The 23227-nt window shown below is 64.8% G+C and carries 18 protein-coding genes; 8 read left to right on the top strand and 10 right to left on the bottom strand.

The genetic code is table 11. The annotated features are described in order from the left end of the window. Window positions 1-2: 2 nt before the first annotated feature. The 3 genes from XH90_RS04870 to XH90_RS04860 all read right to left on the bottom strand — a co-directional run bounded on the left by XH90_RS04870 (window position 3) and on the right by XH90_RS04860 (window position 4589). Window positions 3-1889, bottom strand: coding sequence for an extracellular solute-binding protein (locus tag XH90_RS04870; RefSeq protein WP_194479473.1), 1887 nt, complete (start codon window positions 1887-1889; stop codon window positions 3-5). 14 nt (window positions 1890-1903) lie between these two features. Further along, window positions 1904-3799, bottom strand: coding sequence for an ABC transporter substrate-binding protein (locus XH90_RS04865; RefSeq protein WP_194479472.1), 1896 nt, complete (start codon window positions 3797-3799; stop codon window positions 1904-1906). Between the two features lie 235 nt (window positions 3800-4034). Then, complete coding sequence (locus tag XH90_RS04860; protein WP_194479471.1) at window positions 4035-4589, bottom strand: cytochrome c family protein; 555 nt, start codon at window positions 4587-4589, stop codon at window positions 4035-4037. Window positions 4590-4836: 247 nt separating this feature from the next. Here XH90_RS04860 and XH90_RS04855 point away from each other — a divergent pair, with 247 nt between their 5' ends. Together XH90_RS04855 and XH90_RS04850 are read left to right on the top strand one after the other, a co-directional pair. Next, window positions 4837-5577, top strand: coding sequence for a 3-deoxy-manno-octulosonate cytidylyltransferase (locus tag XH90_RS04855; RefSeq protein ID WP_194479470.1), 741 nt, complete (start codon window positions 4837-4839; stop codon window positions 5575-5577). A gap of 22 nt (window positions 5578-5599) precedes the next feature. Next, window positions 5600-6460, top strand: a complete 861-nt coding sequence (locus XH90_RS04850) for a prephenate dehydratase (RefSeq protein WP_194479469.1) — start codon at window positions 5600-5602, stop codon at window positions 6458-6460. A 46-nt stretch (window positions 6461-6506) separates the two neighbouring features. Here XH90_RS04850 and XH90_RS04845 read toward each other — a convergent pair whose 3' ends face one another. After that, complete coding sequence (locus XH90_RS04845; protein ID WP_194479468.1) at window positions 6507-7520, bottom strand: LLM class flavin-dependent oxidoreductase; 1014 nt, start codon at window positions 7518-7520, stop codon at window positions 6507-6509. Window positions 7521-7912: 392 nt separating this feature from the next. Between XH90_RS04845 and metF the strand changes: the two genes are divergently transcribed. Then, window positions 7913-8833 carry a methylenetetrahydrofolate reductase [NAD(P)H] gene (gene metF, locus XH90_RS04840; protein WP_194479467.1) on the top strand — a complete coding sequence of 307 codons (921 nt, stop codon included), beginning with the start codon at window positions 7913-7915 and terminating at the stop codon, window positions 8831-8833. A gap of 6 nt (window positions 8834-8839) precedes the next feature. Then, window positions 8840-12691, top strand: coding sequence for a methionine synthase (metH, locus tag XH90_RS04835; RefSeq protein ID WP_194479466.1), 3852 nt, complete (start codon window positions 8840-8842; stop codon window positions 12689-12691). A gap of 172 nt (window positions 12692-12863) precedes the next feature. Here the strand turns inward: metH and XH90_RS04830 are convergent, their stop codons facing one another. Together XH90_RS04830 and XH90_RS04825 are read right to left on the bottom strand one after the other, a co-directional pair. Then, the gene (locus XH90_RS04830; protein WP_194479465.1) at window positions 12864-13493 is read right to left on the bottom strand and encodes a glutathione S-transferase family protein; all 630 of its coding nucleotides are present in this window, start codon (window positions 13491-13493) and stop codon (window positions 12864-12866) included. 357 nt (window positions 13494-13850) lie between these two features. After that, window positions 13851-14153 carry a helix-turn-helix transcriptional regulator gene (locus XH90_RS04825; protein WP_194479464.1) on the bottom strand — a complete coding sequence of 101 codons (303 nt, stop codon included), beginning with the start codon at window positions 14151-14153 and terminating at the stop codon, window positions 13851-13853. Window positions 14154-14214: 61 nt separating this feature from the next. Here XH90_RS04825 and XH90_RS04820 point away from each other — a divergent pair, with 61 nt between their 5' ends. Together XH90_RS04820 and XH90_RS04815 are read left to right on the top strand one after the other, a co-directional pair. Beyond that, a complete protein-coding gene (locus XH90_RS04820) occupies window positions 14215-15162 on the top strand; it encodes a threonine/serine dehydratase (protein ID WP_194479463.1) in 948 nt (315 codons plus the stop codon). A 119-nt stretch (window positions 15163-15281) separates the two neighbouring features. Further along, complete coding sequence (locus tag XH90_RS04815; RefSeq protein WP_194479462.1) at window positions 15282-16448, top strand: BBP7 family outer membrane beta-barrel protein; 1167 nt, start codon at window positions 15282-15284, stop codon at window positions 16446-16448. Between the two features lie 18 nt (window positions 16449-16466). On the opposite strand, the gene XH90_RS04810 is transcribed toward XH90_RS04815, so the two are convergent. Both XH90_RS04810 and glpK read right to left on the bottom strand, forming a co-directional pair. Next, window positions 16467-17060, bottom strand: a complete 594-nt coding sequence (locus XH90_RS04810; RefSeq protein ID WP_194479461.1) for an N-acetyltransferase — start codon at window positions 17058-17060, stop codon at window positions 16467-16469. After that, entirely contained in the window at window positions 17057-18559 is a 1503-nt protein-coding gene (gene glpK / locus XH90_RS04805) for a glycerol kinase GlpK (RefSeq protein ID WP_194479460.1), read from the bottom strand. Before glpK ends, XH90_RS04810 begins: the two co-directional genes overlap by 4 nt. 167 nt (window positions 18560-18726) lie before the next feature. On the opposite strand from glpK, the gene XH90_RS04800 reads away from it, so the two are divergent. Beyond that, the gene (locus XH90_RS04800; RefSeq protein ID WP_194479459.1) at window positions 18727-20112 is read left to right on the top strand and encodes an MBOAT family protein; all 1386 of its coding nucleotides are present in this window, start codon (window positions 18727-18729) and stop codon (window positions 20110-20112) included. Between the two features lie 17 nt (window positions 20113-20129). Then, window positions 20130-20996, top strand: a complete 867-nt coding sequence (locus XH90_RS04795) for a hypothetical protein (RefSeq protein ID WP_194479458.1) — start codon at window positions 20130-20132, stop codon at window positions 20994-20996. A 3-nt stretch (window positions 20997-20999) separates the two neighbouring features. Here XH90_RS04795 and XH90_RS04790 read toward each other — a convergent pair whose 3' ends face one another. Both XH90_RS04790 and pimD read right to left on the bottom strand, forming a co-directional pair. Then, window positions 21000-21773: an SDR family NAD(P)-dependent oxidoreductase gene (locus XH90_RS04790; protein ID WP_194479457.1), complete on the bottom strand. Its 774-nt coding sequence runs from the start codon at window positions 21771-21773 to the stop codon at window positions 21000-21002. A gap of 158 nt (window positions 21774-21931) precedes the next feature. Beyond that, window positions 21932-23074 carry a pimeloyl-CoA dehydrogenase small subunit gene (pimD, locus tag XH90_RS04785; RefSeq protein WP_194479456.1) on the bottom strand — a complete coding sequence of 381 codons (1143 nt, stop codon included), beginning with the start codon at window positions 23072-23074 and terminating at the stop codon, window positions 21932-21934. Window positions 23075-23227: the final 153 nt, after the last annotated feature.

Here is a 23227-nt window from a genome sequence, read left to right as displayed (position 1 = left end):
GATTATTTCGCCTGCTCGATCTTGGCGGCCTTGGCGCGGTCGTACCACCACAAGGTCCGCTCGCCGACGCCGCTCGCATAGTCGGAGAGCGCATATCGCGGCAGGTTCGCGGGATGGCTGAACTCGTCCCAATACGCCAGCCGGTGGCTGGTATTGTACCATTGCGGCACCCAGTAGCGGCCGGCGCGGAAGACACGGTCGATCGCGCGGCAGGCGACGGTGAGGTCATTGCGCGTCGCGGCCGCCATCGCCTTCTCGACCAGCGCATCGAGCGCGGGGCTGGAGGCGCCGGCAAGATTGTAGGACCCCTTCGTCGCCGCGGCCTGCGAGGTGAAGTAGGTGCGCAGGCTGTCGCCGGGCGTTGCCGACATCGACAGGCGGTTGATGGCCACGTCGAAATCGAAGGATTCGACCCGGGCGCGATACTGAACCGCATCGACGAGACGCAAATTCGCGTCGATGCCCAGCATGTTCAGGTTCTTGAGGAACGAGGCATGGTGCGGCTGGAACGAGGCCTCGTCGGTCAGGAACTCGATGCCGAAGACCTCGCCGTTCGGCAACAGGCGCTTGCCGTCCTTCACCGGAAGCTGCGCCTCCTGGAGCAATTGCTGCGCCTTGCGAAGCAGCGCGCGATCCTGGCCCGAGCCGTCGGACACCGGCGGCACGAACGGCTCGCCGAAGACTTCGTCAGGCACCTGGCCGCGGAACGGCTCCAGCAGCTTCAGCTCCTCGGGCGATGGCATCCCCTCGGCGACGAGATCGGAATTCTGGAACGGCGAGCGCGTGCGCGCATAGGCGCCGTACATGATGGTCTTGTTGGTCCATTCGAAATCGAACGCGTAGTTCAGCGCTTCGCGCACCTTCAAATTCTTGAACTTGTCCCGCCGCGTGTTGAGGAACCAGCCCTGGCCGCCCGACGGTGTCTGATCCGGCACCTCCTCGCGCTTGACGCGGCCGTCCTTGATGGCCGGGAAGTCGTAACGCGTCGCCCAGATGCGTGAGGTGAACTCCTCGCGATAGAGATAGTTCTTGCCGGTGAAGCCTTCGAAGGCGACGTCGCGGTCGCGGTAGAATTCGTAGCGGATCACGTCGAAATTGTTGCTGCCGCGGCAGACCGGCAGGTCCGCGCCCCACCAATCCCTGACGCGCTCGAACTCGATGAAGCGGTTGATCTCGAACTTTCCGACCTTGTACGGGCCCGAACCCAGCGGCGCGTCCGTGGTGGTCTCGTCGAAGACACGGCTCGCGTAATAGGCCTTGGAGAAGATCGGCAGGCCCGCCACGTAGAGCGGCACGTCGCGCGCGCGCTTCTCGGCGAAATTCACGACCACGGTGGCATCGTCGAGCGCCTCGGCGCCCTTGACGTCGCGCATCTGGATCTGGATGAGCGGATGCCCCTTGTCCTTCAGCACGTTGATCGAGAACGCGGCGTCGTGCGCGGTCAGCTTCGTGCCGTCATGAAACTTCGCCTCGGGTCGCATCGTGAAGCGATAAGCGAGCTTGTCGGGCGAGATCTGCACCGACTTCGCGGCGAAGCCGTACATCGCGTCGGGCTCGTCGCCGGCATGCGCCATCAGCGTGACGAAGGTCAGATCCATGCCTTGCGCGCCCTCGCCCTTCAGGACGAAGGCATTGAGCGAATTGAAGGTGAAATAGGACTGATTGTAGCCGCGCACCGAGGGGATCAGCGAGAAGGTGCCGCCCTTCGGCGCATCGGGATTGACGTAGTCGAAACGATGGAAGTCGGCGGGATATTTGAGATCGCCGAACGCCGAGATGCCGTGGACCTCGGGCGGCCCCTCGGACGCCGACGCGCCGCGGAGCACGGCCGCGCCGAATGCACCGCCGACACCCAAAGCCAGCACATGCCGGCGTGAAAGCTGCGCCATGCGCAATTGCTTCCTCAAGAGCGTTTTCCGATCCGCGCCGCCTTGTCAGCGTCATACCACCACAGCGTTGGCAGGCCGGACCGGCCGTATTTCGGCAGCGGATCGGCATGGCTGAAGCGGTCCCAGCGGGCGTAGCGCGAGAAGCCGTAGGTGAATTGCGGGACGAGGTAGAAATTCCACAGCAGCACGCGATCGAGCGCATGGGTCGCCGCGACCAGTTCGCCGCGGTTCTTGGCGTAGATCACCCTCTCGATCAGGGCATCGACCGCGGGATTCTTGATGCCGATGGTGTTGCGCGCACCCGGCATGTCGGCGGCCTGCGAGCCCCAGAACTCGCGCTGCTCGTTGCCTGGCGAAAGCGATTCGCCCCACTGATCGATGATCATGTCGAAGTCGAAGCTGCGCAGCCGGTTCTGGTATTGCGCATCGTCGACGACGCGGATCGAGGCGCTGATGCCGATGCGCTCGAGCGACGGCTTGTAGAACAGGGCGATGCGCTCCGACGACGGATCCTGCACCAGGATCTCGACCGTGAGCGGCTTGCCGGTGCCATCCACCAGCTTGTGGTCTTTGACTTCGAAGCCGGCCTCTTTCAGCAGCTTCGCCGCCTCGCGCAGATTGGCACGCACGGTTTCCGGACTGCCGCCGACCGGATTCTGGTAGGCCGTGGTGAAGACTTCCGGCGGCACCTTGTCCTTCACCGCCCGGAGGATCTCCAGCTCCTGCCCCTGCGGCAGGCCTGACGACGCGAGCTCCGTTCCCTCGAAATAGCTGCCGATGCGCTTGTACTGACCGTAGAAGAGCTGCTTGTTCATCTCTTCGAAGTCGAAGGCGTAGTTGAAGGCACGGCGCAGCCGCGCATCCTTGAACTGATCGCGGCGGATGTTGAAGGCGAAGGCCTGCATCCGGCCGGAATCGTTGATCGGGAATTCTTCCTTGAGCACGCGCTTCTCGGCCACCGCCGGGAAATCATAGGCCGTGGCCCACTGCTTGGCCGAGTTTTCCGCGATCCAGTCGGCCTGGTCGGCCTTGAAGGCTTCCAGCGCAACGAGGTTGTCGCGGAAGAACTCGAACCGCAGTTCGTCGAAATTGTTGGTGCCGATCTGGCTCGGGACATTGGCGCCCCAATAGTCCTTCACCCGCTCGAGCTTGATCGAACGTCCGGCCACGAATTCCTTGATCTTGTACGGGCCGGAGCCGAGCGGCGGCTCGAGCGTGGTCGCGCCGATGTCGCGCTTGCGGCCCTGGGCGTCGGTGCCCTCCCACCAATGCTTCGGCAGCACGGTGAGTTCGCCAACGATGGTGGGCAATTCGCGATTGCCGGGCGCATCGAAGGTGAATTTCACGTCGCGCTCACCGCTCTTCTCCACCTTCGCGACATGGCGATAGTAGGAGGCGTACATCGGGCTCAGCTTCTTCAGGCTCTCCAGCGAGAAGACGACGTCCTCGGGCGTCACCGGCTTGCCGTCGTGCCAACGGGCTTCCTTGCGCAGGCGATAGACCACAAAGGAAAAGTCGTCGGGATGCTGCGCGGATTCGGCGAGCTCGCCATATTCGGTGGCGACCTCGTCCTGGGCGCGCGTCATCAACGTTTCGTAGATCAACGCCGCGGCCGGCGCGAGCGAGCCCTTGATGCCGGCGACCGCGATGTTGAAATTGTCGAACGTGCCGAGCGAGATCAGGCGCGCTGTGCCGCCCTTGGGGGCATCCGGATTGACGTAGTCGAAGCGCTTGAAGTCGGCGGGGTATTTGATGTCGCCGAACAGCGACAGGGCATGGCGCCAGGGGAGCTCACCGGCCGATTGCGCCTCGGCCGTGCCGACGACGGGAAGGCCCGCCGCAGAACCGAGGGCGGGAAGCGCAGCAACGGCTGCGCCGGTGAGCAGGAGATCGCGTCGGGTAATGGCCAAATCAACATCCCTGTCTTGAAGGAGGCTATTCCTTTAAGTTCCCAATATAGGCGAGGTTTCGACGGAATATGTTGCTTTTTCCTCATCTTGGAAGGCGGAGCGGCCTCTCGGATGCGGCCAAACGCCCCGATAACGACGCCGCGAGGCCCGGATACGGAAACGGCCAGGCTTTGAGGCCTGGCCGCATGTCAGAGATCGAGACCCAAGCCCCTTAGAGAGCCTTGTTGCGAGAGCCTTACTTCGCCGCGGTCGGCAGCGGCTTCGGGCTGTCGGAGAGACTGTTCAGATAGGCGATGACGTCCGCGCGCTCGCTGTCCTTCGGGATACCGGCGAAGCCCATCGCGGTGCCGGGGATGTCGCCCTTCGGATTGGCGATGAACTTGTTCAGCTCATCGATCGTCCAGGTGCCGCCCTTGGCCTTCATCGCAGCCGAGAAGTTGAAGCCGTTACGTCCCTCGCCGCGGTGATCGTCGACGATGCCATAGAGGTTCGGACCGACCCGGTTCGGGCCGCCCTTTTCGAAGGTGTGGCAGGCGCCGCACTTCTTGGCGGCAGCAGCGCCCTTCTCGACAGAGGCGGTCTGGAGCAGCTTTTCGATCGGCTCGGACGGGGCTGCGGCCGCGGCGGCGCCGCCCTTGTCACCGGCTTCTTCCTTCACGGCGATCTCGAAGCCCGGCTTTTCCGGCATCTTCGGCGAGAACAGCGCCTGAGCGGTGAAGCTCGTCACCAGCAGAATGAGACAGGTGCCGAGAACAGCACCGAGAATCTTATTGAGTTCGAAAGAGTCCATTTCCGGCCAGGCCCCACACCGCAAGAAGGATTAGGCGGCCGGGCGGCCGCCAGGACGAGCCTCGGGAGAATCAGACGTTCCTTATTGTTTCCCCGAGTTTTGCCATTCAGATATCGGTTTGCCCGGGGTCTGGCAACCCGTATAAGCGGTGCGGCTTTCAGCCCATCCCCACCCCATTTCCCGGTGCGGAAAACGCCCCGTTTCCAGGCTCTTGAACCCAGTCGCTTGAACCCAGTCGCTTGAACCAATGATCGATCCCCGCATCCTGGTGCTGATCCCGGCCCGCATGGCCGCCACCCGCCTGCCCGGCAAGCCGCTCGCCGATATCGCGGGCCTGCCGATGATCGTGCACGTGATGCGGCGAGCGGTCGCTGCCGGTATCGGCCGGGTTGCGGTGGCAACTGACACGGACGAAATCGCGTCCGTCGTGACCGCCCATGGCGGCGAGGCCGTGATGACCCGGCCCGAGCATCCGTCCGGCTCCGACCGCATCCACGAGGCCATGCGGAAGCTTGATCCTGACGCCAAGGCCGAGATCGTAGTCAATCTCCAGGGCGATTTCCCGACCATCACGGTCGACAACATCCGCGAAGTGCTGCCGCCGCTGGAAGACCCCGCGGTGGACATCGCCACGCTGGCCTCGCAGATCCATACCGAGGAGGAGGACCTCGCCCCGAGCGTCGTGAAGGCGATTGGAACCTCACTCGGCGGCAGGCGCATGCGCGCACTTTATTTCACCCGCGCGACCGCGCCGACCGGTGACGGACCGCGCTACCACCATATCGGCCTCTACGCCTATCGTCGCGCCGCACTGGAGCGCTATGTCTCCTTGCCGCCCTCGCCGCTGGAATTGCAGGAGAAGCTCGAGCAGCTCCGGGCCCTGGAGGCCGGGATGCGCATCGACTTCACCATCGTCGATACCGTCCCCCGCGGGGTCGACACGCCGGCTGATCTCGAGACCGCCCGCGGCATCCTTTCCAAATCCTGAGCCGCTGCTACAAGGCACCGTCATGAGCAAGATGAAGATCGCATTCCAGGGCGAACCTGGCGCCAATTCCCATATCGCCATCGTCGAGGCCTATCCCGACGCCGAGCCGATGCCCTGCGCCACCTTCGAGGACGCGCTGTCGGCGATCTCCTCGGGCGAAGCCGATCTCGGCATGATCCCGATCGAGAATTCGGTCGCCGGCCGCGTCGCCGACATCCATCATCTGCTGCCGGCCTCCGGCCTCTTCATCATCGGCGAATGGTTCCTGCCGGTCCGCCATCAGCTGATGGCGATCAAGGGCACCAAACTGTCCGACATCAAGTCCGTCGAGAGCCATGTGCACGCGCTCGGCCAGTGCCGCCGCGTCATCCGCAAGCTCGGCATCAAGCCGATCGTGCACGCCGACACCGCCGGCAGCGCCCGCGACATCTCGGAGCGCAAGGACAAGACCGTCGCCGCGATCGCCTCGCGCCTCGCCGCGCAGATTTACGGCCTCGACATCCTCGCCGAGGACATCGAGGACGAGGCCCACAACACCACGCGCTTCGTGGTGCTGGCGCGCGAGCCGAAATGGGCGGCGCAGGGCTCCGGCCCGCTGGTCACCACTTTTGTATTTCGGGTGCGCAACCTGCCCGCCGCGCTCTACAAGGCGCTCGGCGGCTTTGCCACCAACGGCGTCAACATGACCAAGCTCGAAAGCTACATGGTCGATGGCAATTTCTTCGCCACGCAGTTCTATGCCGACGTCGACGGCCACCCCGACGACAAGGGCCTGGCGTTTGCGATCGAAGAGCTGAAATTCTTCTCGCGTGAATTCCGCATCGTCGGCGTATATCCGGGCCACCCGTTCCGCGCGACGTTCAACGAGACGCAGCAGGATTGATCTCGTGTCCCGGAACCGCGAAGCGCGAGCAGGGGCACGAGGATTTTTACGCGGCTGCTTTAAGCTCAAACGCCTCGGCCAATAGCGAATACGACCTCTTGCGCGCCTCGTGGTCGTACACGGCCGTGATCACCATCAGCTCGTCCGGCTTGCTCGCCTCCAGCAGCGGCTGGAGCTTCTTTTGCACCGTGGACGGATTGCCGACGAACAGGCGCGAGCGGTTGCGCGCAATCGAGACCCGCTCGGAATCCGAGTAGGGATAAGCCAGCGCTTCCTCGACGCTCGGCAACGGCAGATATTGGCCGCGATCGCGGCGCAGGCGGTTGAGGTCGAACGAGGTCGCGAGCCTTTCAGCCTCCTCGTCCGTATCCGCCGTGATGACCGCAACCGCGAGGATCGCGTGCGCCGTCGCGCGCCAGGCCGACGGCTGGAAGCGGTTGCGATAGTGTACCATCGCGTCGATCGCATCGTGGGACGCAAAGTGATGGGCGAAGGCGAAGCCCATGCCGACCTGCGCGGCGAGCTCCGAAGAATAGTCGCTGGAGCCGAGCAGCCAGATCGGCGGTAATGGCGTGTCATCAGGCATCGCGACCACGTTGTGGTAAGGATGCCCCGAGGGAAATTCGCGCGTCTCCCACAGGATCAATTCGTGCAGCCGCTCCAGAAAATCGTCGCCCTCGCGGCGGTCGAGCCGGCTGCGCAGCGCGTAAGCCGTGGCACCGTCGGTGCCGGGCGCACGGCCAAGACCGAGGTCGATGCGGCCCGGAAACAGCGCCTCCAGCATCTTGAAGCGCTCGGCCACCACCAGCGGGGCGTGGTTGGGCAGCATGACGCCGCCGGAGCCGACGCGGATGTGCTTCGTTACCGCTGCGATCTGCCCGATCATCACGTCGGGCGCCGGGCTCGCCACGGAGGCGAGGTTATGATGCTCGGCAAGCCAGTAACGGACATAGCCGAGCCCGTCGACTTGGCGCGCCAGATCGATGCTGTTGCGCAGCGCCGCGGCGGGCTTTGTGCCTGTGGTGACGACCGAGAGGTCGAGGACTGAGAGCGGGATCATGGCGCGGTAACGTAATGGAGGGCCGCGCAGCGGCAATGGGTCATCAGCGCAGATCTGGCGTGTTCGGACCGAGACTTCAGGTATAAGGCCAGGCTAGGATTGGGACGATCGAGCCATCTGCAACATTAGATTCACCCTGCCCACACCAGAAAAAGAGACTTCGTCGGCCATCAAAATAAAACTATATATCTGAATTGCTTATATTAAGTTTCATTTATAGACGCGTCCCACCCGAAGCCTTTGTGCTGCACTATTGGCACCAATATCACCATAAGTGGGCTACTTCCCATCTCCGATGGGCTGTCGAGTAACCTGCCTTTGTCCTATCTTAGCCCCTCCAAAGATAGACGCCGGCCGCCAGACCTTGGCGCGCCCCTGGAGTGAGTGGTGCCATGACCGAGACGACGACGCCTGGCCATACCGACGGGCAAGACGGGCACCTGAAGCGGCCTGCGATCTCGTTCGAGTTCTTTCCGCCCAAGACGGAAGACATGGAGCGGAATCTCTGGGAGACCATCAACCGGCTCGCCCCGCTCGATCCGAAATTCGTCTCGGTAACCTACGGCGCCGGCGGTTCCACCCGCGAGCGTACCCACTCGACCATAGCCCGCATTCTCAAGGAGACCGCGCTGCTGCCGGCTGCGCACCTGACCTGCGTCGGGGCCTCGCGCGGCGAGATCGACGAGATCGTCGACCGCTATCACGAGGTCGGCGTCCGCCACATCGTGGCCTTGCGCGGCGATCCCGCCGGCGGCATCGGTACGCCCTACTCCAGCCACCCCGAGGGCTACCAGAGCTCGGCCGACCTCGTCGCCGGAATCAAGAGGCGGCACGCCGATATCGAAGTGTCCGTATCCGCCTATCCTGAGAAGCACCCCGAGGCGCGCGACTTCGACGCCGATATCGACACGCTGAAGGCAAAAGTCGATGCCGGCGCGACGCGCGCGATCACCCAGGTCTTCTTCGATAACGACCTCTACTTCCGCTATCTCGACCGCGTCCGTGCGCGCGGTATCGACATCCCGATCGTGCCGGGCATCATGCCCATGCACAATTTCAAGCAGGCTCGGAATTTCGTCACCCGCGCCGGCACCACGGTGCCGGACTGGTTCGCCGCGAAGTTCGAAGGCCTCGATGACGACGCCGAGACCCGCAAGCTGGTGGCCGCCACGGTCGCAGCCGGCCAGGTGCAGAAACTGGCAAAACACGGCGTCGACACCTTCCATTTCTACACCATGAACCGCGCCGATCTCGTGTTCGCGATCAGCCATTTGCTCGGCATTCGCGCCAAGAGCGCGCAGAAGGCGGCCTAGGACATCATGACCGTACCCACCTCGCCGAAGCGAACCGCCCTCATCAACGCCGCGCGCGAGCGCATTCTCGTGCTCGACGGCGCCATGGGCACGATGATCCAGAACCTTCAGTTCGACGAAGCCGCCTTCCGCGGCGAGCGCTTCGAGAATTTCCATCGCGACCTGCGCGGTAACAACGACCTCCTGATCCTGACCCAGCCGCAGGCGATCGAGGACATCCACGCCGCGTATTTGCGCGCCGGCGCCGACATCGTCGCGACCAATACATTCTCGACGACCTCGATCGCGCAGGCCGATTACGACCTCACCGAAATCGTCTACGAAATGGCGCGCGAAGGCGCCCGCCTCGCCGGCAATGCCGCCAGGCGCGTCGCCGCCGAGGACGGCAAGCCGCGCTTCGTTGCGGGCGCCATCGGTCCGACCAACCGTACCGCGTCGATTTCGCCGGATGTCGCCAATCCCGGCTACCGCGCGGTCACCTTCGACGATTTGCGCAAATCCTATGGCGAGCAGATCCGCGGCCTGATCGACGGCGGCGTCGACCTGCTGCTGGTCGAGACCATCTTCGATACGCTGAACGCCAAGGCGGCGCTCTACGCGATTGCCGAGATCACCGAGGAACTCGGCATCGACATGCCGGTGATGGTGTCGGGCACCATCACCGACAAATCCGGCCGCCTGCTGTCGGGCCAGATGCCTGAAGCCTTCTGGAATTCGGTGCGGCACGCCAAGCCCGTCACCATCGGCTTCAACTGCGCACTCGGCGCCGAAGACCTGCGCGCGCATATCGCCGATATCGGCCGCGTCGCCGACACGCTGGTCTGCGCCTATCCCAACGCCGGCCTGCCCAACGAGTTCGGCCAGTATGACGAGACGCCCGAGTACATGGCGCGCCTCGTCGGCGAATTCGCGCGCGACGGCCTCGTCAACATCGTCGGCGGCTGCTGCGGCACCACGCCGGACCATATCGCCGCGATTGCCGCCGCAGTCGCTCCGCACAAGCCGCGCAGCGTCCCCGAAATCGCGCCGAAGCTGCGGCTCTCGGGCCTCGAACCCTTCGTGCTGACGGATGCCATTCCGTTCGTGAATGTCGGCGAGCGCACCAACGTCACCGGCTCGGCGCGCTTCCGCAAGCTGATCACCGCCGGCGACTACACCGCCGCGCTGCAGGTCGCGCGCGACCAGGTCGAGAATGGTGCGCAGATCATCGACGTCAACATGGACGAAGGCCTTCTGGATTCGGAAGCCGCGATGGTGACGTTCCTCAACCTTGTCGCCTCCGAGCCCGACATCGCCCGCGTCCCCGTGATGGTGGACTCGTCGAAATTCTCGGTGATCGAGGCCGGCCTGAAATGCGTGCAGGGCAAGCCGGTCGTCAATTCGATCTCGATGAAGGAAGGCGAAGAGAAATTCATCCACGAGGCCAAGATCGCCCGCCGCCATGGCGCCGCTGTCGTCGTGATGGCGTTCGACGAGGTCGGCCAGGCCGACACGTTCGCCCGCAAGACCGAGATCTGCAAGCGCGCCTACGACATCCTGGTGAACAAGGTCGGCTTCCCGCCCGAGGACATCATCTTCGATCCGAATATCTTCGCCATCGCGACCGGCATCGAGGAGCACAACAATTACGGCGTCGACTTCATCGAGGCGACGCGCTGGATCCGGCAGAACCTGCCGGGCGCGCACATCTCGGGCGGCGTGTCGAACCTGTCGTTCTCGTTCCGCGGCAACGAGCCGGTGCGCGAAGCCATGCACTCGGTGTTCCTGTATCACGCCATCAAGGCCGGCATGGACATGGGCATCGTCAATGCCGGACAGATGATCGTCTATGACGACATCGACCCTGAATTGCGGCAAGTGTGCGAGGACGTCGTCCTCAACCGCGATCCCGGCGCCTCCGAGCGCCTGCTGGCGCTCGCCGAGAAGTTCCGCGGCAAGAAGACGGAAAGCAAGGAAGCCGATCTCGCCTGGCGCGAATGGCCGGTGGAGAAGCGGCTGTCGCATTCGCTGGTGCATGGAATCACCGAGTTCATCGAGCAGGACACCGAGGAAGCCCGCAAGAATTCCTCGCGCCCGCTCGACGTGATCGAGGGACCGCTGATGGCCGGCATGAACGTGGTCGGCGATCTCTTCGGCGACGGAAAAATGTTCCTGCCGCAGGTGGTGAAGTCGGCGCGCGTGATGAAGCAGGCGGTCGCCTGGCTGATGCCGTTCATGGAAGAGGAAAAGGCGCGCAACCTCGCCAACGGCGTTGACGGCGGCGCCTCGTCGTCGGCCGGCAAGATCGTGCTCGCGACTGTGAAGGGCGACGTCCACGACATCGGCAAGAACATCGTCGGCATCGTGCTCCAGTGCAACAATTACGAGGTGATCGATCTCGGCGTGATGGTGCCGGCGGCCAGGATCGTCGAGACGGTGAAGGCCGAGAAGGCCGACATCGTCGGCCTCTCCGGCCTGATCACGCCCTCGCTCGACGAGATGGCGTTCTTCGCCGGCGAATTGCAACGCGAAGGCCTCAAGCTGCCGCTGCTGATCGGCGGCGCCACCACGAGCCGCGTGCATACGGCCGTGAAGATCGACCCGAGCTATCGCGCCGGTCCCGTGGTGCATGTCAACGACGCCAGCCGCGCCGTCGGTGTCGCGTCCTCGCTGCTCTCGCCGGAGAAGCGCGAAGCCTACGCCGCCGAGGTGCGCGCCGAATACGCCAAGATCTCTGAGGCGCATCTGCGCGCGCAGGCCGACAAGAAGCGGCTGAAGCTGGCCGACGCGCGCGCCAACCGGGTGCCCGTCGATTTTGCCAAGAGCAAGCCGGTAAAGCCGACCTTCCTCGGTATCAGGAGCTTCGACGACTACGATCTCGCCGAGCTGGTGCCCTATATCGACTGGACCCCGTTCTTCCAGACCTGGGAGCTCGCCGGCCGCTTCCCCGCGATCCTCAAGGACGACAAGGTCGGCGAGGTCGCGCGCTCGCTCTATGACGATGCGCGCAAGATGCTCGACACCATCGTCAGGGAGAAATGGTTCCAAGCCCGCGCCACCGTCGGCTTCTGGCCGGCGAATGCGCAAGGCGACGACATCGTGCTCTATGCCGACGATAACAGGACCAAGAGCATCGCGACGCTGCACACGCTGCGCCAGCAGCTCGAGAAGCGCGAGGGGCGCTTCAACGCGGCGCTATCAGACTTCGTCGCACCTACGGGCGTGCCGGACTATGTCGGCGGCTTCGTCGTCACGGCGGGCATCGGCGAGGACGCCGTCGCCGACCGTTTCAAGATGGCCAACGACGACTACTCCTCGATCCTGTGCAAGGCGCTGGCCGACCGCCTCGCCGAAGCCTTTGCCGAGCGCATGCATGCCCGCGTGCGCCGCGAATTCTGGGCCTACGCGCCGGACGAGGCGCTCTCCAACGACGAGCTGATCCTGGAAAAGTACCAGGGCATCCGCCCCGCGCCCGGCTATCCCGCGCAGCCCGATCACACCGAGAAGGCGACGCTGTTCGAACTGCTCGATGCGGAAGCGACCGCCGGCGTGAAGCTGACCGAGAGCTTTGCGATGTGGCCGGGCAGTAGCGTGTCCGGGCTCTATTTCGCGAACCCCGAGAGCTATTATTTCGGCGTCGGCAAGATCGAGCGCGACCAGGTCGAGGACTATGCCGCGCGCAAGGGCATGAGTGTGGCGGAGACCGAGCGCTGGCTCGCGCCGGTGCTGAACTACATCCCGTCGCAGCAAGGCACCGACAAGGCGTTCAAGGCAACGCCCGCGAACGACGAGACGTCGAAGGACCTCGCCTCGCATCCGCCCGGCTGCACCTGTGCGGTGCATCTGGTCTGGCAGAAGAAGCGCGCGGGGGCGGGTTAGCGCCCACTCGGAAGGCAAAAGGCGAAAACAACCCCATGCACAGTAGGGCCGGGGTCGACAGATTTTTCGGCCTTACCGAAAAATCGATTGCTCCGTCGGGCAAAACACCTGTAAGAGTGCAGGATCGGAACCGCGCGCGTGATCGCGACATTGTCCCTCAGGCACGGCCCTCTTACCCCTTCGGCGGCGCCAGCGGCTGCACGATCTCCTGGAACGGGACCAGCGCTTCGCAGCGATCGGCATGCGCCGACAGCGCCGGATAGCGTGCCGCATCGAACAGTTGCGGATGCGCCTCGCGGGTGAACCTGACGACGCAGGCAACCGCAATGTCGGCATGGCCGGTGCGACTGCCGAGCCAATACGGCGTCGTCACTTTGGCCCGCTCGGCCTCGAGCACGCCGAGCACATCGCCGATCTGCGCCTGGCAGCGCTCGACCCATAGCGCCAGCTGCTCCTTCCGCAGCACGCGCTCGTAGAGCAGGCTGACCGCCTTGTCGCCGAGGCCGGTCGCGAGCGCGCAGATCCGCAAATGCCGGCGGCGCTCGGCACCGCTTCGCGGCAGCATCGCCTTGTCAGGCCCGACGAACTCGTCGAGATAGTCCAGAATGATCGTGCTCTCGATCAGCGCCTCGCCGTCGTCCAGCACCAGTGTCGGCACCCGGCGCAGCGGATTGTACGGTGCGATCCTGTCGGCATCGCCGAAGGTCGACCATGGCCTGTGCTCGAAGCTGAGCCCGTAGAGCCGCAGCGCAATCGCGACGCGGCGGACAAAGGGGGAATCATATTGGCCGATCAGGAACATGGTTCTCGCTTCTCTCTGTCGTTAGACAAGGCAGGGCCGAACAGTTCATCGTCATTGGGCGGCGTCCGCAACAAACATCTTGGAAGGAGAGCATTGCGCGCAACGCAACAACGCGGAATCAGTGGCTGCCAGTTCTACACCGACAACGGACAGGGCATGCTCCGCTGCGACATCACCAATATGGACGCGCCCGCGCGGCCCCGCCGATTGCGAGCTCGACTATGGCGAGGTGTGGCAGCGCGCGGGATTCACCTGTCGGTTAGAGCAGACGGGGCTGACGCGCTTCAACGCCATGCAGCATGGGTTCTCTCTCGCGCGGGCCGAGCAGAAGCTGTTTTGACAGCGTGACAGCCGCACTCACAGCCCGTCCCGGATCGCGCGTTTGAAAGCCGCGATCGCCGCCTCGTCGCGCTTGTACAAGGTCCACTGCTTGATACGCTTGGCGCGCACCAGTTTCGCCGACGTCAGCACCCGCATGTGCTCGCTCACGGTCGGCGCACTGACACCGAGCTTCTCGGCAATCAGCAGGCCGCAAACGCCGTCCTCGACCAGATCGCCGTCGAGCTGCGCGCGAAAATGCTTCCGCGGATCCCGCAGCCATTCCAGGATCTGGAGACGGCGCTCATTGGCCAGCGCGCGCATGGCAGTCGCGAATTTCATTTAGCTATTTTGCTAATTACCTAATTGATGTCAACACCCGGACGCGCTAGCATTCATCACCATGACAGCGACATCAGACATCACGCGCGAGCGGATCGCGGCGACCGAAGCCGTCATCCGTCCGCATATCCGCCGCACGCCGCTGCTTGCAGCCGACCTCGCCGATTTCGGGCTTGCACCCGCGCCCGTCATCTTCAAGCTCGAGCTGTTGCAGCATTCCGGTTCGTTCAAGGCGCGGGGCGCGTTTGCAAATCTGCTGCTGCGGCAAGTGCCGCAAGCCGGTGTCGTCGCCGCGTCGGGCGGCAATCACGGCGCGGCGGTCGCCTATGCGGCGCAGCGGCTCAAAGTGCCCGCGACGATTTTCGTGCCTGACATCACCTCGCCCGCCAAGGCCGAGCGGATCAAGGGCTACGGCGCCGAGCTCGTGATCGCGGGCAACCGCTATGCCGATGCGCTTGCGGCCAGTGAAGCGCATGTCGCGCGGACCGGCGCCATGGCCGTTCACGCCTACGACCAGGCAGAGACCCTGCTCGGCCAGGGCAGCGTCGGCCTCGAACTGGAGCAGGACGCGCCTGAAATCGACACGCTGCTGGTCGCCGTCGGCGGCGGCGGACTGATCGGCGGCATCGCGGCGTGGAGCGCCGGCCGGACCCGCATCATTGCGGTCGAGCCGGAGCTCTCGCCGACCCTGCACGACGCGTTCGAAGCAGGCGCCCCGGTCGACGCGCCGGCGAGCGGCCTCGCTGCCGACAGCCTCGCGCCGCGGCGCGTCGGCGAGTTGATGTTCCCGATCGCGCGGGCCCATGTCGAGCGCGCCGTCCTGGTCAGCGACGATTCGATCCGGCAGGCCCAGGCCGCACTGTGGTCACGCCTGCGTCTGGTCACTGAGCCCGGCGGCGCGGCGGCGTTCGCGGCGCTGCTCTCGGGCGGCTATCGACCTTCGCCGGATGAGCGCATCGCGGTGCTGGTTTGCGGTGCGAATACGACGGCGGTGAAGTTCGACGATTAGTGGTCTCAACAACGAGGCTTTGCGGCAACAGCCGCAGGTTCCTTTGTCGCCACGGTCCACTTCACCTTGCCGAACAAGATGTCGCATGGTTCAGTCCGGGGAACCTTGGGGAAGGTCCGATGAACCGGCAGTTGGCGGCAGCGGCTGGGGTGGCGCTTGCGGCGGTCTCGCTGAATGGTGGCGCGGTTGCCGCCGACCTGCCGCTCAAGGCGCCGCCAAAAGCCGTCGAATTCAATCCGTTCTGGGCAGAGGCCGAGTATCTCGCCTGGAGCGTGACCGGGGACAAGCTGCCCGCGCTGGTGACGACAGCGCCCGTCGGCACGCCACTGGGCGTGGCCGGAGTGCTCGGGCAGCCGACCACGACCGTGCTGTTCGGCAATTCCACCGTCAACAATGATTGGCGCTCGGGTGGCCGCATCACGGCCGGCTACTGGTTCGATCCGCAGCGGAGCCGCGGCATCGAGGCGTCATTCTTCGGGCTGGAGACTATCGGGACCGGCTTTGCGGCCGATTCCGGCGCCTATCCGATCCTGACGCGGCCTTTCATCAACGTGCTGACGGGACTTCCCGACGCGCTGATCGCAGGTTTTCCTGGTGTCTCCACCGGCAGCGTCAACGCCAGCGAGACATCGCGCCTGCTCGGCGCCGGCGCGCTCTATCGCCAGGATCTGAATATCCAAGGTTTGGGAATGTGGAGCGGACAGCGCATCAGCGCGCTGATCGGCTATCGGTACTTGCGCGCCTCCGACACGCTGTGGATCACCGACACCTCGACCAGCCTCGCCTTCGGGACGTTCACGCCGACAGACAATTTCAAGGCGGCGAGCAACTTCCACGGTCTCGATCTCGGCCTCGCCGGCGACTGGCGCAATGGCCCGTGGTCGCTGGAATGGCGCGGCAAGGTCGCGCTCGGCGCCGTCTTCAACACCGCCGACGTTTCGGGCTCGACGACGTCGACCGTCGCCGCGGTCACCACGACGGTGCCGGGCGGCTTCCTCGCGCTCGCCAGCAACAGCGGCCATTTCTCGCAGACCAAATTCGCCGTGGTGCCGGAACTGTCGCTGAAGGCGGGCTACCAGATTGCGCCGGCCTGGCGCCTGACCGTCGGCTACGACGTGCTGTACTGGACCGGCGTGCAGCGCGCCGGCGGGCTGATCGACACCACCGTCAATCCGAGCCTGGTGCCGCCAGGCCCGCCCGCGGGCCCGACCCGGCCGCTGCCGGTGATGAACACGACGAACCTGCTCGCGCAGGGATTCAGCTTCGGCATGCGATACAATTATTGAACGCGCCGTCGCCGCTCCCTAAGCGATAACAGGCACATGCTTCGCCGCATCGCGCGGCGCCGTGCCGTCGAGCCGCGGATCATCCGCAATCTCGATCTGGCGACGGAACGGACGGAAGCCGGAGCGCTGATAGAACGCGACGGCCGAGGGATGGTCGAGGGTGCAGGTATGCACCCAGACGCGGCGCACCTCGCCGGACCAGGCGCGCTCCAGCGCGCGGTTCATCAGGAAGCGGGCGGCGCCGGTGCCGATCAGCCCTGCGGTGACGCCGAAATAGACCAGCTCGCACTGGCCGGGCTGACGGAAATCCAGCTCCAGCAGGCCTTCCTCGCGATCGTCGACGACGAGCGCATAGACCTCGATACCAGTAGCGTGGACGATCGCGGCGAGCTCGGCGTCGTTCATCCGTGCGCGCGAGAACCACAGCCAGTTCTCGCCGACACGACGGAAGAGATCGCGATACCAGGGAAGCGGCGGCGTATCGACCTTGCGCAAGGACCACGTGCCCGGCGGATCGTCGCGGCGCGCGGGAGGTGCGGTCATCTCCAGATGGATGACGACGGCGGCGATCTTCCCGTGGGGCACATCGGAACAGCCGTCGGGGAGGATCACTCCTCCCCCTCGTCGCTCGCCAGCACGCCCTTCACCGCGCGGGCCCAGCCGGCGAGCTTCCGCTCGCGCGTGGCCTGGCTCATGTTCGGCCTGAAGCGGTGCTCCAGCCGCCAATTGTCGGCGAACTGCGTCGGCTCGGGATAGACGCCGGCGGCGAGGCCGGCGAGATAGGCAGCACCCAGCGCCGTCGTTTCCTGAATCACGGGACGATCGACCGGCGCGTCGAGCAGGTCGGCGAGACGCTGCATGGTCCAGTCCGACGCGGTCATGCCGCCGTCGACGCGCAGCACGTTCTCGGCCTTTTCGCCGGGCCAGTCGGCGCGCATCGCCGCGCGAAGATCGTAGGTCTGATAGCAGACGCTCTCCAGCGTCGCGTGCGCGATCTCGGCCGGGCCGGTGTTGCGGGTCAGCCCGAACAGCGCGCCGCGCACCCGCGGATTCCAGTAGGGCGCCCCCATGCCGACGAAGGACGGCACGAGATAGACGCTCTGCATGGGGTCCGACTGATCGGCAAGAGGTCCTGTCTCGGCGGCATGCTTGATCAGCTTGATGCCGTCGCGCAGCCATTGCACCGCGCTGCCGGCGACGAAGATCGAACCCTCGAGCGCGTAGGTGCGTTTTCCGCCGAGCTGATAGGCGATGGTGGTGAGCAGCTTGTTCCTGGACACCACGGGCGTGGTGCCGGTGTTGAGCAGCGCGAAGCAGCCGGTGCCGTAGGTCGATTTGATCATGCCCGGGCGGAAGCAGGCCTGGCCGATGGTGGCGGCCTGCTGGTCGCCGGCGATGCCCGAGATGGCGATGGCGCCGCCGAACAGGTCCGGCGTGCTTTCGCCGTAAGCGGCCGAGGAATCCTTCACCTCCGGCAGCATCGAGCGCGGCACGCCGATGATCTCCAGCAGCTCGTCGTCCCACTGGCCGGTGTGGATGTTGAACAGCAGCGTGCGCGAGGCATTGGTGGCGTCGGTGGCGTGCACCTTGCCACCGGTGAGGCGCCACAGCAGGTAGCAATCGACGGTGCCGAAAATCAGCTCGCCGCGCGCGGCGCGGGCGCGCGCACCAGGGACGTGGTCGAGGATCCAGGCGACCTTGGTGCCGGAGAAATAGGGATCGACGATCAGGCCGGTCTTCTGCGTGATGACGGGCTCGCGGCCGTCGTGCTTCAGCTTCGCGCAGACGTCGGCGGTGCGACGATCCTGCCAGACGATGGCGCGGTGCACGGCCTGGCCGGTGGCGCGATCCCACACCACGGTGGTCTCGCGCTGGTTGGTGATGCCGATCGCGGCAATGTCCTTCGCGCTGATCCCGGCCTTCTCGATCGCATCGCGGCAGACCATCACGGTCGAAGTCCAGATGTCCTCCGGCTCATGCTCCACCCAGCCCGAGGCCGGAAAATGCTGCGGAAACTCCTGCTGCGCCGTCGCGGCAATGGAAATGTCGCCGCGAAACACGATCGCGCGCGAGGAGGTGGTGCCCTGGTCGATGGCGAGGACGAAAGACATGGAAGCACCCTTGGCGTTTTCCCGGTGGACGGGTCATTGTGTCGCGCCAAAGAAACGGGATTGTCGGCAAGAGGTCAAGGCAGCCCCTGCTTACCGCCCTCCGGAGGAGAGGGTAAGAAAGCGGAGACTCTCCCCGGAGACTAGGACGACGGGGGCGAAGATGGTACATGCCGGACCGGACAGTCTGGGGCGGCATGACATTCACTTCTCTTCAGTTCGGCATCTTTGTTGCGGTCGTGTTCGGCGTTTATTATTTGCCGCCGCTACGCCGCTTCCAGGTTCAGCTGCTCGTGCTCGCAAGCCTGGTGTTCTATGGCTCCGGTCAACCGGCCCTGCTGCCGCTGCTGCTCCTCGCCGTGCTCGGAACCTACCTCTGCCTGGTGCTGGCGTTTGACAACCGCGCGATCTGGATGCGGGCCGGCATCGTCTTCAACCTCGCACTACTGGCGTTCTTCAAATACAAGCTGCTGTTCATCGACCCGACCGCGGTTCACCAGACCGGCATTACGCCGCTGGACGTGCTGCTGCGCCTGCCGCTGCCGATCGGCATCTCGTTCTTCGTCTTCCACAATATCAGCCTGCTGGTCGACCTCACGCGGGAGAAGCGGCCGCCGCCGTTGCGGGACGTGTTCCTCTACATCATCTTCTTTCCGCAGCTCGTGTCCGGGCCGATCACCCGCGCCAGCCAGTTCATGCCGCAGATCGCGCCGAAGCGGCTCACTGATGTCGATTTCGTCGCGACCGCCAAATGGGTCCTGACCGGCTTCTTCTTCAAGCTCTACGTCGCGAACAATCTCAACGAGATGACGTCCTATATGGACTATCCGCTCTACGAGACCGTGGCGACGGCTGACCGCTGGCTGCTCGTGTTCCTGTACAGCTACCAGATCTATGCCGATTTCTTCGGCTATTCGGCGATCGCGCTCGGGCTTGGGCTGCTGTTCGGCTATCGTCTGCCCGTCAACTTCAACCTGCCCTACATCTCGGTCTCGTTCTCCGAGTTCTGGACGCGCTGGCACATCTCGCTGTCCACCTGGCTCAGGACCTATCTCTACATCCCGCTCGGCGGCAACCGGAAGGGACCGGTCCGAACCTGTCTCAATCTGATGATCGTAATGACGCTCGGCGGGCTCTGGCACGGCGCTAGCCTGAGCTACGCATTGTGGGGCACGCTGCACGGGCTGCTGCTCGTCGTTGAGCGTCCCTTCCTTGCATTGCTCGGGGATGCCGGCCCGGTCGTGCGCATTGTCCGCATGAGCGTGGTGTTCTTCTGCGTGACGATGCTCTGGATCTTCTTCAAGCTTCCGAACTTCGATCACGCGCTCGGATATCTCTCGGGCATGTTCTCGCCGACGGACAATCCCAATCCGACCAAGCTCTACCGCAACATGGCGCTGCTCTACGCCCTGCCCGTCCTGATCCAGCACCTTGGCATCGGCACGCTTCTCGACGGCAGATTGCGGCGATGGGAGCCGTATCTCTATGGCGCGCTCGCGGCGATGGCTTGGCTCGAGGCCGGGCCGGACGCCGCCTTCATCTATTTTCAGTTCTGACCATGGGACAGAAATCAATGTTTCCATGGCTAATCAAATGCGCGGGCGTCGCCGTAGCACTGCTGCTGGCCTGCGGCCTTGCCACCGCGCATTTCGGCGCCGCGCTCCAGCAGCCGACCGTGACGACCCGCGACGGCACCATCATCACCCTCAACCGCTATGTCAGAGAGCCCGCGCCAGATCTCGCGCTGGTCGGCAGCTCGGTCGCGTGGCGGCTCAAGGAAGAATACTTCTCGCGTCCCGGCGTCCGCAATCTCGCCCTGGCGGGCGGCACCCCGGTGACCAGCCTCGACATCATCGCGAAGCAGAAAAGCCTGCCGAAGATCGTCCTGATCGAGACCAATGTTCTCACGCGCCTGCCCGACGAGGCGCTGATCGACAAGTTTTCAGGCGACACGCACGCCGAGACGTTGTTCCTGCGCCCGGTACGAACAGCGGTTGCAGCCTATGAAACGTGGAATCACACGCCGCCCAATCCTGCTGAGGCGCGCGCCGGGCGGGATCGCCTGCTCAGCGAGCCACCGAGCAATTTCGACAACAAGGTCTACCTCGACCGCGCCGTGGAGCAGATGAACGACGAAGACCCTACCGTTATGACGCGGGTGAATGTGGCGCGGATCCACGCGTTCATCGACGACGCCGAACGGCGGGGATCACGCGCTTTCCTGCTTGAGATTCCCTTCGCGCCCGAGATCGAGGAATCGCGCATGGTCAGGACGAGCAAGGCGATCGTCCACGCGGCCTTCCCGGATCACGCGCGCTGGCTGCCGATCCATCCGCCGGTGAAGGAGCTCCGCTGGGCCGACGGCGTGCATCTCGACGAGCGATCGGCCCTGCTCGTCGTGCGCGCCATCGAGAGCGCCCTGGCCGAGCGTGGCCAGTAGCAGCTACACCGCAGCCGTCGTCACGCCGCCGTCGATGACGATGGTCTGGCCGGTCATGAAGCTCGAAGCGTCCGAGGCGAGATAGGCGACGGCGCCGGCGATCTCGTCGGGCTCGCCGATGCGGCGAAGCGGCGTGGTGGCGGTGCGGCGCTTGAGGTTGGCTTCGTCTTCCCAGAGCGCGCGGGCGAAGTCGGTCTTGACGAGGCCGGGCGCGATGCAATTGACGCGGACCCCCTTCGGCCCCCATTCGCCGGCAAGCGAGCGGCACAGCGCGAAGTCGGCCGCCTTGGAGATGCCGTAGGCGCCGATCACGGTGGAGCCGCGCAAGCCCCCGATCGAGGAGATGATGACGACGGAGCCGTTGCCGCGCTCCGCCATCTGGGGGATCGCGAGCGCGGAGAGCCAGATGTTGCTCTTGACGTTCGAGCCCATGATCTTGTCGAAGGCCTCGTCGGTGATGTCGAGCAGCGGGCCGTAATACGGGTTCACCGCGGCGTTGCAGACGAGGATGTCGATCTTGCCGTAGTGCCTGGTGGCGCCTGCGATCAGCGCCTCGACCTCGTTCCTGCGCGCGATGTTGCAGGGAATGACGATCGCATCGCCGCCGCCGGCAACGATGCCGTCGGCGACCTCCTTGCAGGCATCGGCCTTGCGCGAGGACACCACGACCTTGGCGCCGAGTTTTGCAAGCAGCTCTGCCGATGAGCGGCCGATGCCGCGGCTGGAGCCGGTGACGACGGCGACCTTGCCGGTGAGATCGAACGGGGTGTTCTTCATTGTTGTTGCTCCGCTGATGCCGCTAGTTCGGTGTCATCGCCCGGCTTGACCGGGCGATCCGGTATTCCAGAGACGGCGCGGCTGGAATCGAGAGGCCGCGGCGTACTGGATCCCCCGCTTTCGCGGGGGATGACAGTTTTCGTGTGGTCTCGTTCGAGTTAGATCAACCCACCCGCATCCGCGACGCGGCGCTGGTGGTAGTCGGTGTCGCCGAAGGTGTTCTCGATCATGGTCAGGCGCTTGAAGTAGTGACCGATCTTCGCCTCCATGGTCATGCCGATGCCGCCGTGGAGCTGGATCGCCTGCTGGCCGACGAACTTCAGCGACTTGCCGATCTGCACCTTGGCCGCTGCGATGGCGTTGGCGCGCTCCTTGGCGTTCTCGAAATCGTTCGCCATGGTCGCGAACATCGACATCGAGCGCGCCTGCTCGGCTGCGACGAACATGTCGGAGGCGCGGTGCTGCAACGACTGGAACGAACCGATCGCGACGCCAAATTGCTTGCGCGTCTTGATGTACTCGACGGTCGTCTTCAGCGATTCATCCATCAGGCCGACGGCTTCGGCGCAGAGCGCGACGCGCGCTTCGTCCACCACGCGCTCGATCAGAGCGAGCGAGTCGTCGGGGTTGCCGATCGCGGCGTCGCTGCCAACCTCGACGCCGGTGAAGGTGATGTCGGCGGCGTGCAGGCCGTCCTGGGTCGGATAGGACTTCCTGGTGACGCCCTTGGCATTCGCCGGCACCAGGAACACGCCGATGCCGGTCGTGTCGCGGCGGCCCCCCTTGGTGCGCGCGGTCACCAGAAGCGTGTCGGCGTTCTCGCCGTTGAGCACGACGAACTTTTCGCCGTCGATCACCCAGCCGTCGCCCTTCTTCTTCGCCGTCGTGGCGACGTCGAACAGGTCGTAGCGCGAGTTCTTCTCGAGCTGGGCGAACGCCAGCGTCTTGCTGCCGTCGACGATCCCCGGCACATGCGCGGCCTTCTGCGCATCGGTGCCGGCATGGCGCAGGAAGCCGCCGCCGATCACCACGGTTGCCAGATACGGCTCGAGCACGAGCGCCTTGCCAAGCGCTTCCATCACGATCATGGTCTCGACACCGCCGCCGCCGAAGCCGCCATCGACCTCGCTGAAGGGCAGACCCAACAGGCCCTGCTCGGCGAGCTTGCCCCAGACGGCTTTGCTCCAGCCGCCCTTCTCCTTCATGTACTTCTTGCGGCTCTCGAAATCGTAGGAATCGCTCAGCAGGCCGTCGATGCTGTCCTTCAGGAGCCGCTGCTCCTCGGTCAAATCAAAATCCATGTTTCTCTCCAAATCGGCGGGAATTGCCCTGCCGTCGCCTCACCCTCAGACGTCATCCCCGCGAAGGCGGGGATCCAGTAAACGCAGCCGCCTGACGTACTCACGACTGCCGCGGCGTACCGGGTCCCCGCCTTCGCGGGGGACGACACCGTC

It is taken from the genome of Bradyrhizobium sp. CCBAU 53338 (assembly GCF_015291665.1).
Taxonomy (GTDB): domain Bacteria; phylum Pseudomonadota; class Alphaproteobacteria; order Rhizobiales; family Xanthobacteraceae; genus Bradyrhizobium.
The sequence above is the reverse complement of the archived record's forward strand: the minus strand, read 5'-3'. Positions and strand labels throughout refer to the sequence as shown.